Raw genomic sequence first — 16,642 nt, 5'->3', positions numbered from 1 at the left:
ACCTGGAATCGAAGTCAACAGCTCGCGCTGCTGTTTTAAATGCGGATGTTGGTCAAAATGATCGCTAATCATTTTTTTGATTTCGGCTTGTTGTTCTTTAATGTATTCCAAATGAGCTTTCGTAAGTTTAGCTACGGTTTCTGTAGCTGTTTCCAAACGATTCTCTTCCTGTTGATACATCTCGGTTAAAGATTCTAGTCGTCGCAATAAAGCTTGTAAATCCTTGACTTCGAGCGGAGTTGGCTTCCAAAATGACGGTTTAATCGCCGCACAAAAACGAGCAATCAATGCTGCATCTACAGAGTCAGTTTTGGTACGTAAAAGTTCGCTTTTAGCAAACCCTTTAATCCGAGCCGGATTAACCACACTCACCGCGATCGCCTGCTTCATACAGAAACTCAGCTAGGGCATCCCCGTAAATGCTCGTGGCTTCCATGCAGGCATGAAGTTCTTCAACACCTTGTTTTCCCGGCCACTGATTTAAGCTCTCAAACCCTTCGGTATTATTCGTGAACTTTTTGGGTTTTGAGCCACGTTCTTCTTTCAGTAAAAAAACATGAAAGTCTTTTTTACTGATATCTATGCCTAAAAATGTCGGTGTCATTGTTTGCTCCAAGCTCCCTGTTTGTATGAAAGAACATGACAGGCAATTTAACTAACCTTATAAATGCAGGCTGTCCCGTGAAAACGAGCGCCTAAGATACTGTCCAGTTTTTTTGTATGCGCCTGTCATCAGTAATGGGAGCTTATCTACACAACAGACTTGTGATAGTCACTCGGGGCGGGCCAACTTCACCAATTTCTGATGTCCGATCACAACACTTTCTACTGTCATTTGTACCTATAGGCAAGAAACTTTAATGGTTTCTTTATATTTACTCGTGTTAGGATTCAGTTACAACCGTGTCTGCGGTTTGATTACAACCGTGTCTTCGGTTCTATAGCCTGCGGTCTACGGTTTGATCGCCTGACTCTTTTAAGATACAAGGGGCGGGTTCGCCAACAGCTTTAAACGAAGCAGATAGGTTAAATAAACCCGCCCCAATCCCACGAAAAATGCCTAATTGAATTGGTGCAAGATATGAGTTTAACCGCCTAAAGAAACCGGGTTTTTGGCAAAATCTGTGCGCCGCAACCCCATCTTAAAACAAAAACCCGGTTTCTCACCGCCATGCCCAATTCCTGAAAAAAATTTTTTTTAGCGCTTCGCGCCAGAGAGAAAAGAGGAAAAAGAGCAAAGGGCAAAAGAGCAAAAGAGCAAAGAAGAGTCCTCACAGGGAAGACAGGGAGGAAGGGACAGCCAAAGCTACCGCTACACGAAAACCCCTGTACCAGTACGAGTGGCCCGCAGAGGAGTAGTAGCGGTTGGCAGCACGGCAATGGACCGCATCGTCGTGCCACGAACCACCACGCAGCACCCGGTTACTATCTCCGCCAGTTGTCCACGAAGTACCATCAGATGGCGCGCCATTGTAATTACCATGCCAAGGATCAGCGCACCATTCCCAAACATTGCCCTGCATATCGTACAAACCAAAAGCATTCGGGGGAAAACTTCCCACCGGAGTAGTTTCTTGACGATAAAGTCCTTTTGGTGCAGAACCGTAGGGATTATTGCCGTCATAATTAACTAAATCTGGAGTAACAGTCTCCCCGAAGTGAAAAGCTGTTGTCGTACCTGCCCGACAAGCATATTCCCACTCAGCCTCACTCGGCAAACGATAGGTTTTTCCAGTTTTCTCAGACAACTTCTGACAAAAACTTACCGCATCATTCCAAGTTACTTGTTCCACAGGCCGTTTCCCACCTTTAAAAGACGATGGGTTATTGCCCATCACCGCTTGCCACTGTTCCTGAGTAATGGCATATTTCCCTAAATAGAATGGCTGGGCAAAAGTTACTGGATGCTGCGGGCGTTCATTATCGTTACCTTCTCCCGACGGTGAACCCATCATAAAACTACCCGCTGGAATATGCACCATTTCCAGTTTCACCCCATTACCCAAATCTTCCTCTTTTTGATAAGCCTTCCCCGACTGCTTGCTAGTTTGTTTCCCGTACTTATCCACCGTGATAATTTCAAAAATAAATGCTTTACCTTTGCTAGCTTCTTCCTCCCGACGCAAACGTTCCGCTTCTGCTTGCTGGCGTTGGCGTTCCCTTTCCTTTGCTGCTTGACGCTGGCGTTTCCCTTCCGCCTCCCGTTTTCTCTCCTCCAATACAGCCAAAGCCACATCGCGAATATGCAAAACACCCGGTAAACTCGGATTGATTTGCAACGCCCGATTAAAATCTTCGATCGCCCGTTCCAACTCTCCCAACTTCTGATAAACTAACCCGCGATAGTGGTAAACACTCGCCTCATTCGGATTCAGCCGCAATACTTGGTCAAAATCAGCAATTGCGCCCTGATACTCCACAATTTGATAGTAAGCCAAACCGCGCTGCAAATTCGCCTCAAAGCGAGAACCATCTAACTGCAAAACCTGATGAAAATCAGCAATCGCCGCCGAATATTCCCCATTTTTAGCCCGTTGCAAACCCCTTTGCCAACAACACTCAATGATGCTTAATTGTAAACTCGCCTCCAAACCTCGCGAACATTGATTTAGCTTAGTTACATAGGGTTCATCATCAACCGTCAAAGCCGCAGCCAAAACATTTAATAACTGACTTTGTTCAGGAATCGCCAAACCATGCAGCCTCAACCAATCTTGAACAGACAAATACAACTGTGCAGCAGCCCACTGCTTGTCAGCCAAAACCAATAGTGAGACAGCTAAATCCAAACGCAAATCAGCAATCAGTGCCGACTCTTCTTCAGCCAAATAATCATACAATCCCTGATAATAACCAACCGCAATTTCCGTCAGAATATTCTGTTCATCGGCGGGCATCTTTGCCAACATTTCCGGGAGTAACTGCGGTAAAAAAGGTGTTTTTCGCTCATCTGGAGGCAAAAACATCAGACAATATTCATCAACAATTAAGCCCGCGATTAAAGCATGGCAAATGCCAATAAATTCTGCTAAATCATTATAATCATTTTTGCTGTCGAGTTCATAGGGACGATTAATTTCGCTTAAATCTTCTCCATCTTCCAGGGCATCCCGTTCAATTTCCAAGATTCGTAAATTTTGCTGATGGCGTTTAACTGCTTTTTCACCAAAACGGAGATCGAAATCAGCAACAGGTTTACCAGAGTCAATATACGCTTGTCGTTTTGTTTGCCAATTGACCGCCCGTTGTTTGGCAAAATCATACAATGTCTCAACCCAAGGTAACTGATTGATTGGAGTTTTGTAGCGATACTTTGTGAAATTAATATGCCAAAAGCCAAAACGCAGATAAAACTTATCATGGGTAGCAGATGAGTCTAAAATCAGAGTAGGAATCACGCGCAAACCTGCAAATAAGTTTTCCGCCGCCGCTTCTTCCCGAAAAACATTAGTCCGCCAAGAACCGCCCATAAATTGTACTGGCCGACCATCGCTCATATACTTATCTAGGAAGTTTCGCAAATAATTGCTTAAAAACTCCTCAGATACCGGAAAATTTTGATTTCCTTTAGCAGCATCGTGAGTCAAGACTGGCGGTGACAAGAAAACTCGTAAAATCGGAGTATCTTCGGGATTGATGTTGGCAATAATGTTTTCAGCGGTAACTAGAATCGGCGAATTTTCTAAGTTTTTTTGCTTGACAATGGCGACAATTGCTGTTTCGCGATTTACCTGAGCAATTTCTCGTGCTAAAAGTGCGTCTAACTGTTTTAATTCTAATTGGATTTGACGCTGTTCGGCGATGCAGAATTTTTGCAATTCAGCGCGAAAAACTTCTAGTTGGGCGCTATGTTCGCGATTGAGTTTGCCTTCATTGGCTTGAAAATCCCGATTGAGTCGGGCTAATTTGTCTTGTAATTCGCGGTTAAGCGTGCCTTCATGGGCTTGAAATGCGATATTCATTTCGGCGAGGTATTTCTGCAAGCCTCGGTTTAAATCGCCTTGTTCTCTTGTCACATCAAGACTAGCTTGATGTTGCAAGTTTTGAACGATGGTAATTTTTTGTTGTAATTCTCGTTGTTTGTTGGCGTTATCAATGGCAGTTTCTGAATTAATTGTAGCAATAGATATGCCAGTTTCTGCTTGGCGGTCTTGCCGATATTTCTCTGGCATAAATATGGATTTGGAAGTATCTTTTATGTGATCCCAAATTCCTTTCTTTCCTGGTAATGCTTTGGTCATAATATTTCCTCCAGTGGTTAATGTTTAAAGTTGACAAGATTAAGAGAAAATTTCAAAGCTAAACTGACTAATTTGCTCAATTATGATGGTAATTCGCCCAACTTCCTGTCAAAAACTGACTCGTTGGCAGTAATTTTATCTGCCCTAACTAAAGCTGGCCCAAGTATACCAATTTAAAAAATCTTAGTTGAGTTTGTGTACTCAAGTATTGTCACGCTGGTGCGTCGCTGTAAGATTTTCTGTTTTTTTTGTATTATCAAGGGCGACACACCCTACCAATATTATTGTTGCATTGATTTTTCATACTTGGTATTACTTTGTCTCCAAGAAACCGGGTTTTTTCGGGAGTTTTTTCGTAATAACGAAGTATTTGGGAAAAAACCCGGTTTCTGGGCCTCTCGTCTACCCGACAGAAATGCGGACTAAAGTCCTCACTACGAACCGTAAAGCAAAAGTGAGATTCTCCCCAAAAACCCGGTTTCTGGGCCGTCGCGCAACCATGATTCATCAATTAAGTTTTTGCGCCGCCTCCCACTGCAAATAATAGGTGGGCTGCACCCTCTAGATTTGTATCGGCGCGTCCTATTTCTTTATGGTCTACATTATAAATGTGACCATTCTCTATTTTCCCGATAAAATTGTCCGCTGAGGAATAGTTATATTTATAGACTTCTCCATTGTCTTTGAAGTAACCGACTTCCCACCCAGATGAATTATACATTGTATGCCCTCGAACATCACCGACATCAACGGTGTGACCGTTTAGCTGATGCAGATAAATGTGGCCGTCATCCCGGATGTCTATGTGGGGGCCGTTCATGGTACGATCGCCCCCAGGAACAGTTGCATAGGATGAGTTGACCGTCCAAGGTTGTTGGTGATGGGAATCTAGGGCTGATGTTTGATGCCAGTCTTGATGTTGCGGGTGCTCAACCCATGCAGATTGGTGGAAATCTGGAATGATTTCTGGTTGGTTGACTGGGTGATTTAGATGCTGTGAGTCTAGGGCTGATATTTGATGTAAGTCTTGATGTTGGTGAGAAAAGTCTTGATGTTGGGGATAGTCTGTCCATCCAGATTGAGAGAAATCTGGTAAAATGTCTGGTTGGTTCGTGTGAACAAAATTAGGCTGTTGAGAGTAATCGAGTAAATGATTTTGTGGTAAGCTCAGGTCTAAATGTGGATCTGAATGTTGAACGGTATGCGGCGTGTCGATGCCCAAAGATTGCAGAAAATCATTGAGTTGAAATTGCGGGCTATTTTGTCCGGCATCGGGAAGATGATTATTCATGGCGAGTCACCAAAATCATAGCGATGTCTTGATTGTAGCGTAAATTTTCAAATTTATATATGACGGCTACAAAAAGTTATTTTACAGGGTAGATATAGATTTATAAAGTTAAATTAAGGAAGGTTGTCATTGGGAGAAACGAAACAATCGCCAAGACTAAGATTGCTTCGTTCCTCGCAATGACAGATATAGATATTTATTTATGTCAACAATTAAAGGCTTTTATCTAAAAATTTTAATTAGTTATAGAAGTGATTGAGACGTGTTGTTTTAACCGCAAAATTACGCCATCAACTCATCCAACGCCACACTAAAACCGGGCAACACAAGCTGAGTCTTCGCCACATCACCAGGCTTAAATAAAACTGTCGCACCTTGAGTAATTACTAACACCCAACTACTCTTCGGAAATAGCAGCCAAACTTCCAAACAACCAGACTCTAAATACTCCTGTGCTTTTGCAAAAACATCATCAGCAAAATCGTTAGGCGAAACAATCTCAGCTAGCAGCGGAAAACTCTGCGGCAAAACTGAAAACTCTCCAACTTGCGCCAACAGTTCAGGAGTAATATAAGATACATCTGGTATCCGCCCTTTTTTCAGAGTTTGACAAGTGACTTCCACATAAACCTCACCCCCTTGGGCGGTGGAGTCCATGTAAATGCCCCAATATCGTACCAATCTAGCTTGAATGCGACGAGTCTTTGCAGTCATTCCCGGTTTCCCTACTACTTCTCCATTGACAAATTCTACAGGATGTTTGACTATCACTTTACCGTCTGCCCACTCCGTCCCGTCAGGAGGATTTTGCATCCATTCTTCCAAAGTTAAATCTAACTGTTCCACACTAAAAGTTGTCATCTGACTCACCAATTTTACTGGTCATATCGATTTTATCATATCTGCCAAAACATGAAAAAATCCTTGAATATGCGGCAGCCAGCCAGTCGCAGCTTGTTGGGAGATACCGCACAACCACAGTTGACAGTTGACAGTTGACAGTTGACAGTTGACCTAGAACGAAGAGGATTGGAGTAATGAATAGTCTGATTTTAATTTCTCCCGCTCCGGCGGGCGGGCTTTCAACCAATTCTTTCTGGTAATATATTCATAACGAACAAGTCAGCCAATGGCTATTAACCGAATTCTCGCATTCGCGCGCGTCGAAATGCCTGACTTGGCAAAAGATCGATCGCACCTGACAGCAATTTCTTGCGATCGGATGTGCCCGCAAGATACACTATATCCTTTGTCAGAAAGATGAGGTACTCATGGGCATAGGTCATAGGGCATGGGGCATAGGGCATACCTGACTTTTTTGAGAACCGCTATAGGAGGCAAATTTTTGACAATTTTGTTTCAAAATACCTCCGAATTAGAGACAAATCAACTTCGGAAAAATTCTGAGATTCAACCAGTTTCACCCACCTCTAACCACCTGCGCTTGCTAAAAAATCTTCTTCCCTCTAAGCAAAGCTAAAAAATGATTTTATCCAAACTTCTCAAAGCACTTAAAATGCAAGTCAAACGAGTTGCGTGCATTTTACTTGCCTTAAATCTACTGATATTAAGCGGCTGTCAAAATATTCCCCAAAATAGCGATAAAATTAAACTCACATTGTGGCACGGCATCAATCCCCCGCCCAATCGCGACGTATTTAAAACCCTCACCGACAAATTCAACCAAACGCATCCCCACATCCAAGTAGAACAAATTTACATCGGCCAGCCCGACCAACAACTGCCAAAAATTCTTACCTCAATAGTAGGAAATGCACCGCCAGATTTGCTGTGGAATACTGCCACAATGGCCGGCAAACTAGCAGAACTCCAAGCAATTAAACCGCTAGAAAACTGGCTCGACAAATCCCCCATCAAAGGCGAAATCGATCCCTCACTTTTCGAGTCAATGGAACTCGGCGGACACACTTGGTCAATTCCCCTCGCCACCAACAATACAGGAATATTTTACCGTCCCAGCTTGTTTGCAGCAGCAGGAATTAAAAAAGTGCCGCAGAATTGGCAAGAATTAAAGCAAACAGCCCGATCGCTCACACAGGACACCAACGGAGACGGACGCACAGATCGACACGGCATAGTGCTCCCCCTAGGCAAAGGAGAATGGACAGTATTCACCTGGCTGCCGTTCATGTTCAGCGCAGGCGGCGAACTCGTGAGAGAAACATCTCAAACTCCCGTACCCCAAATAGACAACCCGGGTTCTCTCGCGGCCTTGGAATTGTGGAAGGACTTGTTAACAGAAGGTTCGGGAATACTGTCAGCACCCGAACGCGGTTACGAACTCGATAACTTCATCGCGGGTAAAGTCGCAATGCAAATCACCGGGCCGTGGACTCTAGCACAATTGCAGCAAAGCGCGATCGACTATGCAGTGATGCCTATACCCGCCCTCAAGCGCTCCGCCACTGTTGTTGGGGGTGAAAACCTATTTTTAATGAAAACCTCACCAGAACGCGAAAAAGCAGCCCTTGAATTCTTAGAATACGTTCTTGGCGAAGAATTCCAAACAGCCTGGGCCTTGGGTACAGGTTACTTACCAATTAACTTAAAATCGAGAGAGAGCCGAACTTATCAAAGTTTTGTGAAAAAAAATCCTGTTTTGGGAGTATTTTTAGAACAAATGAACTCAGCCCGATCGCGCCCAATTATCTCTGGTTACTCTCGCGTGTCAGAAAACCTTGGCCGCGCCATAGAAGCAACTCTTCTGGGCCGCAACCCCCAAGACGCTCTTAAAGAAGCTCAAGACCGTTTGACATTAACCTTAGATATTGCAGTCAAGTGAGATTGGGCATTGGGCATTGGGCATTGGGCATTGGGCATTGGGCATTGGGCATTGGTCAGTAGTCATTGGTCAGTAGTCATTGGTCATTGGTCATGTTTTGCGAACTTAATAACTCGCGAACCTTATTAGTCATTAGTCATGTTTTGCGAGCGTCCCCGCTCGCGAACGTTATTAGTCATTAGTCATTAGTCATTGGTAATTAATAAGACAAATGGCGATTACTTTACGAAATTCGACAATCGCTCTCTGGCAACAATCACAGAAAAATAGAAAATGTTTTTTTGATGTAAATTCTTTGTTTTCACTGTATTCGACGAAAGACTTGAAGGCTCGATTAACGGGAGCATCTCAGTTTTGCATTTAGATAGATAGTGAGAGCGTCCCCGCTCGCGTATCGTATAATACGCCAGCTCGCGACAGCTCGCACTATAAGAAAAAAATGCTTTTTACAAAAATGAGATGCTCCCCGATTAACGATTAACGATTAACTCGATTAATTGGTTGAAAATCTCATGAAAATCATTCCAACCTGCACTTACAATCAGAAACCGAGTTTCTTGCCCCGCACTTACCTGAAAGCTCAGATGTTGCGTGGGTGTTATCGGTTCGTTAGATATTATTGACCATGGTGCAAGATGTTAGAGTGAATAGAGTTGCGATCGCCCGACACGAACAGACACCCGCAGTCGCTCGGTCATAAATCTTTAGCGAAAACCAAAAATTAACAGACCGAATGCTTAGCCATCACAGATATATTGGCAAAAAACAGAGGCTCCCGAAATTTATGCCCAGATGCGATCGCACAGCAAAAAAAACCGAACCCTCAACGGCTCCACAAAAAATTATCTCAACAGGTTATTCCCTACCTACCACCCATGACCAAGAAGTTCACAGATGGTACCCGCCACGTGATTTATCCGTGGAATCAATCCCAAATCTAAAATCGAAAATCCTCTCTTCCCCCGAATTTATCCATGAGGTCGCCTCTAAAATCTAAAATCTAAAATCTAAAATCTAAAATCTAAAATCTAAAATCTAAAATCTAAAATCGATTGACCTACGATCGCCTAATAGAAAGATTTTTCCTACCCCGTGCCTGTCCCGTGCCACCTACTGATACCAAAACCAGCATCCACCTTTTCCCCAAACGACAATGCAGAAAAAGTTCCTTAACGCAATCAAAGGACATTCCTGGCGGTACTTCTTCGCAGTAGGGGCGATCGCCCTGATCTACTATTTGGCATCGCAATTCGCCATTGCCACCCTCACCCTGAGTTCAGAAATTTACCCCATGTGGCCAGCAGCAGGAATTGCTCAAGTCGCTCTGCTGCTGTTTGGGCGGCAACTGTGGCCGGGAATTGCGATCGGCGCCTTCCTGTTCATCATGAGCGCACCGGCGGCCAGCATCGGCACTGCTTTGATCTCAGCGGGCGCCAGAGCCTTGCAAGCGTGGACGGGAACTTATCTGCTACAGCGCATTAACTTTAGCGCCGGACTCGATCGACTCAAAGACGTTTTAGGAATAGTCGGACTAGCAGCCTTAGCATCTACCCTAATCAACTCCACCATCGGCAGCATCATCGTGTGCGTAAGTGGTTTCTCTAGCTGGAGCAATTTTGGCACGATTTGGGGTACTTGGTGGGTAGGAGACGCGATGGGAATTTTGCTCGTCGCCCCCCTGCTGCTGACGTGGCACAAATTACCCAAAAGCCCCACCCATCGCAAACAGATAGCTGAACGAGTGATTTGGCTGCTGCTGCTGCTAGCGATCGGCTGGCTCGTCTTCTGTTCCCGCACCCGCGCGGCCTACGCTCGCTATCCCCTAGAATACTTACCATTTCCCCTAGTAGTTTGGGCTGCCTTTCGATTCGGCCAGCGCTACACGGCCCTCGCCAACTTCATCCTCTGCGGCTTCGCCATCTGGGGCATCGCCCGAGGCAGCGGCCCCTTTCTCAAACACGCCAGCAGCATCCCCCAAGCACTGTTATCCCTGCAAGCCTTCATCGCCGTCATCGCCGTTACCGGCCTAGTCTTAGCCGCCACCGTCGCCGAACGCCACCAAGCAGAAGTCTCCCTGCGCGCCAGCGAAGCCAGCCTCGCCAACGCCCAGCGCATCGCCCAGCTAGGCAACTGGGACTTAGATCGCAACACGGAGCAATTGCGTTGGTCAGAAGAAATTTATCGCATCCTGGGAGAACGCCCGGGAACTTTCGATCCCAGCCTCGAAGCCTTCTTGAAATACGTGCATCCCGAAGATAGAGAATTGGTCAAAAGGTCGATCGAAGCTGCTATATTTCAGCAACAGCCTTACAGCATCGACTACAGGCTGCTACTCCCCGACGGGAGGAGCCGCACAGTCTGCGAACAAGCCGCCATCAACTCCCTCTACATCACCAGCACCGTCCAAGACATCACAGATAGAAAGCGCGCCGAAGCCGCCCTGAATTCTTCAGAAGAAAGATTTTCCAAGGCTTTTCACGCTTCTCCTGTTGGGATCGGCATCTGCACCCTCACAGACGCCCGCTTCCTCGATGCCAACGACAGCTTTTTGCGATCCTTAGGCTGGTTGCGGGAGGAATGTATCGGCCGCACCCCCACCGATTTAGGAATGTGGGTCAATTCAGAAGACGAGCGGCGGCTAGCCAACGTGTTGCGGGAAGAAAATTCGATCGGCAACCAAGAAATCAAAATTCGCACCAAAGCCGGCGAAGTGCGCGACTGGCTGATGTCAGGGGAACTCATCGACCTCGGCAGCACTCAGTGCGTTTTAATCATGACCAGCGACATCACCGAACGGTTGCGTTCCGAAGAATTCCGTCGCGCCGCATTAGCAGCCGAAACTGCCAATCGATCTAAAACCATCTTTCTCGCCAACATGAGTCACGAACTCAGAACCCCCCTCAATGCGATCATCGGCTACAGCGAGCTCCTGCAAGAAGATGCCCGAGACCTCGATGCCGAAGAGTTCATCGACGACCTTCAAAAAATTAACACTGCCGGCCAGCACTTGCTAGGGCTGATTAAAGATATTCTCGACTTCACTAAAATTGAAGCAGGTCACATCGACTTGCACATCGAAACCTTCACCATTTTAAATCTGGTGCAGGAAGTTGTCGGCACGATCGCGCCGATGGCAAACAAAAATAGCAATATCTTAGAAATACAATGCCCTGAGGATATTGGCTCGATGCAGAGCGACTTAACTAAACTCCGCCAGTCCTTGCTCAACCTCCTCAGTAATGCCTCGAAGTTTACTTCCTCGGGCGCGATTAGTTTCACCGTTACCCGCTGCGCCGAAACCCCCGCCGAGGCTGCCCAGAGACGCAAAAAACAAGGAGCCTATAGAGGACTTAACCCCTTAGAAAATAGCTCGTATTCCTGGTCTGCCTCTCAAGATTGGATTGTTTTTACAGTCAAAGATACTGGTATTGGCATGAGTTCCGAACAGTTAGTCAAAATCTTCGAGCCTTTCACCCAAGCCGATTCCTCAACTACTAAGAGGTTCGGTGGCACTGGTTTGGGGCTGACGATTACTAAGAAATTCTGCGAAATGATGGGCGGAGATATTACCGCTTCCAGCGAGTTGGAAAAAGGTTCTACTTTTACAATTCGGCTGCCAGCTATCATCAACTAAATTTTATTTTTCCCGGAAAAGTATGATCGATAAGAAATTTTGTGAGTTGTTGTTGGCTGCTGCCAATTTTATTAATGACACGCTCTCGCTCCCAAAACCCGGTTGCTTCACCTGAGTCGAGCAGTCAGTCGATTTGAGACTTGAAATTTGAGATTTACTCTACAGATGAATCTGGGAGCAGGAACAGGAGTATAAAATTTTGATCTCTCCACGACAGGAGTACCTCGGACTTTATCAGTTTTTGGTGGCTCAAAAAACCTAGTTCTGGCAGAAACCGAGGTTGTCAGCGTCAGTTCACTGTGATAATATGATACAATTTTTAAGTAGGTGGCAGACATTTAGAGCATGGGTTTGTTGACGATGTAATTTTTTTAGACTAAATATAACTTAGGGCGATTTAAAAGATTTTGGATAACGCAGATGACAGCTATGGTTCTCGATAGAACCTGTGATAGAGTTAGATTGCGTATTCTTCCAGTCACTAGATAGCTGCACATATATACTATTAATTAAAAATATATACTGTAAAAAGTTGCCTACAAAGCGCCAGAAATTATGCATCCCTACCTCCAGCGCCAACTCGAACAGCTCGGTTTAGCCGGCGAGTCTCCCCCTCCCACAGCCGAGCAGTGGCAGCTATTCTTAGAGCAGGTAAGTTGTAGCTACGACGGCGATCCCAGTCAGGAGCAACCCTTGGCACTAAAGGATTTTGCCTCTTCGCCCCCATCCCCTCAAGACTCTCCAACCGCTTCAGAATTCGATCGACTGCGATCGACCGTCAACAGTTTGGGGGTGGGATTGTGCATCCTTGACGGCAAGGGGTTGGTCATCTCGGTGAATCCAGCAGCCGAACGCTTGTTGGGCTGGCGAGAGTCGGAACTTGCAGGCATTTCGCTGCTAAATCGCATTGCCCCCCAGCAAAAGCAAGGCAAAAAATCCCCCGTTTTGAAGGCTCGGAAACAAAAAAACCACAAAAATGAAGATGGGGCGATCGCACATACACTATCTTTACAAGAGGCGATCGCCAACCGTCAACCTTGTAGCAATTGGGACTATGAGTTTCTATGTAGCGACGGGAAAATTTTACCAGTTTCCTATTTTTTCAATCCTGTAATTGAGGGTGGCGAAATATCAGTCTTGGTATTTTTTGAGCAGGGAGAACACCAGCAGCTCTCGATGCTGCAAGCCGTTTTGGACTCAACAGATGCGGGAATTATCGCGGTTGACACCAAAGGCAATGTATGCAATTACAATCAGAAATTTGTCGAGATGTGGGGTTTGTCTCACGCAGCAGGAAACTTGAGCCGATCGCCCGCAGGCAATAGTGAAAAAAACATCGCCACAGAATTCCCCTTCGCTAGGGAACAATTAAAAGACCCCCAAAGATTTCTCGAACGCGCGATGCAAGTGTCGGCCCAACCAGATGCGAAAATCAGCGACTTATTAGAATTTAAAGACGGAAGAGTTATCGAATTAAATTCACTGCCATCAAAAGTTGGAGCAAACACAGTTGGCAGAATATGGAGCTTTCGAGACGTTACCGATCGCCAAAAAATAGCACAATCTTTGCAGGAACGAGTAGAATTTGAGGCATTGATTGCTACTTTGTCAACCTATGCGATCGCTGTGCCCGGAGCGGACATAGATGAAGGGTTCGATCGCACTCTCCAAGCAATCGCCCAGTTCAGCCACTGCGACCGCAGTTACATATACTTGTTATCGGCAGACAAAACTCGCGCTCACAAAACCTACGAATGGTGCGCCGAGGGTGTTCCGACCCAAATTAAAGACCGCGCCCCCCAACAAATAGACATCGCCCAAATCCCTTGGATTGCAGAAAAGCTCGATCGCGCCGAATGCCTGCACATCAGAGAAATCCGCGAACTCCCGCCCCCAAATCAAGCCGAAATAGCTTGGTTGACAGGCAAAAACTTAGCAACATTCCTGACAAACTCCTCCTCGGAAACAGCAACCGCTTCCGCAGGTACGATCGCACATTCGGGCAAAACCAAATTAAACAAACCTCAAAAAAATCTGCGATCGCTAATCGTGATTCCCCTAATTTGCAGTGAAAACCTACTAGGATTTCTCGGATGCGACAGTTACAAACCTGCTGCGAGTCGATCGACCGAAATATCAACTCATCTAAAAATGGTAGGAGAAATGCTCGCCAATGTCCTAGAACGCCAACGCGCAGAAACAGCTTTGAGAGCAGCCGAAACCAAATACCGCAGCATCTTTGAAAACGCAGCCGAAGGCATCTTCCAGACAACCCCAGACGGACGTTACCTCACCGCCAACCCAGCACTAGCCGGGATTTACGGCTACGAAACAGTCGCCCAAATGGTCGGCGAACTAGCAAACATCAGCAGCCAACTTTACGTTGACTCCAACCGGCGCGCTGAGTTTATAGCCCAATTGGCCGCGCGCCACCAAGTATCAAAATTTGAATCCCAAATATACCGCCGGGACGGCAGCACGATCTGGATTTCCGAAAACGCCCGCAGCGTCTGCGACGAAAGCGGCAGCATTTTGTACTTTGAAGGCACTGTCACCGACATCACCCATCGCAAACTTGCAGAATCCGCCATGCAGTCGGCCCTAGAAGCAGCAGAATCCGCCAACAGGGCAAAAAGTACATTTCTCGCCAACATGAGCCACGAACTGCGGACGCCCCTGAATGCCATCATCGGCTACAGCGAAATGCTCCAAGAAGAAGCCGAAGACTCCGGCGATGAAACCTTCGTCCCAGACCTCGAAAAAATTCGCGGCGCAGGCAAACACCTGTTATCGATGATCGATGACATCCTAGATATCTCTAAAATTGAAGCAGGTCGAATGGATCTCTACTTAGAAAACTTCGACATTCATGCCTTGATTGAAAGTGCTGTGGAGACAGCGAAGCCGCTAGTGGAAAAAAACGGCAACACGGTAGAAGTCTACTGTCCAGAAAATCTCGATACGATGCACGCCGATATGACCAAAGTCCGGCAAGTGCTGCTGAACCTACTCAGCAACGCTGCGAAGTTCACCAAAAACGGGAAAATTGCGATCGGAGTTGAAAGAATTACCAATGAACAATTAAGAATGAAAAATCAAGAGGAATCTGCCCAAATTTTAATTTCTAACTCAGAATTTTTAAGTTTTCGCGTCACCGACACCGGCATCGGCATGACAAAAGATCAATTGCAGCGAGTTTTCCAACCTTTTACCCAAGCTGACGCCTCAACTACCAAGCAGTATGGCGGCACCGGTTTGGGACTAGCTATCAGCCAGCGCTTCTGCCAGATGATGGGCGGCAGCATTGAAGCAAGCAGCACGTTGGGCATAGGCACTACTTTCACCGTACTCTTGCCCAGCGCCATCAAAGAACCGGAAATCCCCAACAAAGTCGGCGACAGCACTAGGACTGCGGACGCACCTGCTGTCGGCACGGTGCTGGTAGTTGACGATGACCCCATCTCCCAGGATTTGATCGAGCGCGCCCTCGCTCGCCAAGGACTGCACATAGAAGTCGCAGGTAACGGCGAGGAAGCCCTCAGGCTCGCGAAGCAACTGCGGCCAGACGCCATTACCCTGGACGTGATCATGCCCGGAATGGACGGCTGGGCGGTGCTGTCGGCCCTCAAGGCAGATCCTGACCTTGCCGAGATTCCCGTAATCCTGCTATCCTTTGTTGGCAACAAAAGCCTCGGCTTTGCATTGGGCGCTTCGGACTACCTCACCAAACCAGTGGACGGCAAACGGCTGGTTGCTTTGTTGAACAAGTACCGACGCGACCAAGAAGGCGTTGCGGCTCACAGTTTGCCCTGTCAGATATTAGTTGTGGAAGATGACGATGCCACCCGCAAAATACTGCGGCGGATATTAGAAAAACAAGGCTGGGCTGTGGCGGAAGCTGACAGCGGACGCACTGCTCTCGAACAGCTAGAAGTCGATCGCCCGCAATTGATTTTGCTGGATTTGATGCTGCCAGAAATGGATGGTTTTGAGTTGATCGCCGAACTTCGCAAGTCGCATTCAGAAGATCCTATACCGATCGTCGTAATTACCGCCAAAGACCTGACGACCGCAGAAAGTCAGCAACTCAACGGCTATGTCGATCGGGTTCTGCAAAAGGGAGTCTACAGTTGCGATACTTTGCTGCGCGATGTTCGTTCTATAGTGAATGACAGGCTCGATCGCAGGTATGACTCGAAAGGCAAGGAGAACACCAATGGCTAAAATCCTGTTGGTCGAAGATAACGAAATGAACAGGGATATGCTGTCGAGGCGTCTGGCCCGCAAGGGACATGAGGTCTTTATTGCTGTGGACGGTGCTGAGGGAGTGTCGATGGCCCTCGACAAAGTACCGGATTTAATTCTGATGGATATGAGTCTACCAGTGCTCGACGGCTGGCAAGCAACCCAGCAAATTAAGGCAGCTCCTCAAACTAAAACGATCCCGGTGATTGCGCTAACGGCTCACGCAATGGCGGGCGATCGTGAAAAGTGTATCGCAGCCGGCTGCGACGACTACGACACCAAACCCGTGGAGTTTCCCCGACTTCTGGGTAAGATTGAATTGCTTCTGAAAGAGGCCATGACTTGAGAGTCCCCGCCGTAACACCGATCGGGATTCTTAAGACATTAAAGCCTCAGTAGACTTTGAGTCGGACTTAAGTACCAAATAG

11 protein-coding genes are annotated in these 16,642 nt (G+C 46.6%); 6 read left to right on the top strand and 5 right to left on the bottom strand.

The genetic code is table 11. From position 1 onward, the window contains the following. The 5 genes from JGK16_RS21685 to JGK16_RS21665 form a co-directional block, all read right to left on the bottom strand. A partial coding sequence (locus JGK16_RS21685; protein ID WP_293192438.1) for a transposase occupies positions 1–390 on the bottom strand: 390 nt, incomplete at its 3' end. Continuing rightward, complete coding sequence (locus tag JGK16_RS21680) at positions 359–604, bottom strand: transposase (RefSeq protein WP_293192440.1); 246 nt, start codon at positions 602–604, stop codon at positions 359–361. The genes JGK16_RS21680 and JGK16_RS21685, both read right to left, overlap by 32 nt. Before the next feature lie 667 nt (positions 605–1,271). Then, positions 1,272–4,241 carry an SUMF1/EgtB/PvdO family nonheme iron enzyme gene (locus JGK16_RS21675; RefSeq protein WP_293192442.1) on the bottom strand — a complete coding sequence of 990 codons (2,970 nt, stop codon included), beginning with the start codon at positions 4,239–4,241 and terminating at the stop codon, positions 1,272–1,274. A 511-nt stretch (positions 4,242–4,752) separates the two neighbouring features. Beyond that, the gene (locus tag JGK16_RS21670; protein WP_293184185.1) at positions 4,753–5,532 is read right to left on the bottom strand and encodes a hypothetical protein; all 780 of its coding nucleotides are present in this window, start codon (positions 5,530–5,532) and stop codon (positions 4,753–4,755) included. Between the two features lie 282 nt (positions 5,533–5,814). Beyond that, positions 5,815–6,393 (bottom strand): Uma2 family endonuclease, encoded by a 579-nt coding sequence (locus tag JGK16_RS21665; RefSeq protein ID WP_293184187.1) that lies wholly within the window; start codon positions 6,391–6,393, stop codon positions 5,815–5,817. Positions 6,394–6,661: 268 nt separating this feature from the next. Between JGK16_RS21665 and JGK16_RS21660 the strand changes: the two genes are divergently transcribed. The 6 genes from JGK16_RS21660 to JGK16_RS21635 all read left to right on the top strand — a co-directional run bounded on the left by JGK16_RS21660 (position 6,662) and on the right by JGK16_RS21635 (position 16,560). After that, on the top strand, positions 6,662–6,796 hold the full coding sequence (locus JGK16_RS21660) for a hypothetical protein (RefSeq protein WP_293184189.1): 135 nt from the start codon (positions 6,662–6,664) through the stop codon (positions 6,794–6,796). A 219-nt stretch (positions 6,797–7,015) separates the two neighbouring features. Beyond that, positions 7,016–8,335: an ABC transporter substrate-binding protein gene (locus tag JGK16_RS21655; RefSeq protein WP_293192444.1), complete on the top strand. Its 1,320-nt coding sequence runs from the start codon at positions 7,016–7,018 to the stop codon at positions 8,333–8,335. Between the two features lie 755 nt (positions 8,336–9,090). Continuing rightward, entirely contained in the window at positions 9,091–9,276 is a 186-nt protein-coding gene (locus JGK16_RS21650; RefSeq protein ID WP_293203396.1) for a hypothetical protein, read from the top strand. A gap of 212 nt (positions 9,277–9,488) precedes the next feature. Further along, positions 9,489–11,969 (top strand): MASE1 domain-containing protein, encoded by a 2,481-nt coding sequence (locus JGK16_RS21645; protein WP_293192446.1) that lies wholly within the window; start codon positions 9,489–9,491, stop codon positions 11,967–11,969. A 555-nt stretch (positions 11,970–12,524) separates the two neighbouring features. After that, a complete protein-coding gene (locus JGK16_RS21640) occupies positions 12,525–16,193 on the top strand; it encodes a response regulator (protein ID WP_293192448.1) in 3,669 nt (1,222 codons plus the stop codon). After that, positions 16,186–16,560, top strand: coding sequence for a response regulator (locus JGK16_RS21635; RefSeq protein WP_293151805.1), 375 nt, complete (start codon positions 16,186–16,188; stop codon positions 16,558–16,560). The genes JGK16_RS21640 and JGK16_RS21635 overlap by 8 nt, the downstream gene beginning before the upstream one ends. Positions 16,561–16,642 lie beyond the last annotated feature (82 nt).

It is taken from the genome of Microcoleus sp. PH2017_09_SFU_O_A (assembly GCF_020738625.1).
Classification (GTDB): Bacteria; Cyanobacteriota; Cyanobacteriia; order Cyanobacteriales; family Microcoleaceae; genus Microcoleus.
This window is presented reverse-complemented; position numbering and strand designations above follow the sequence as displayed.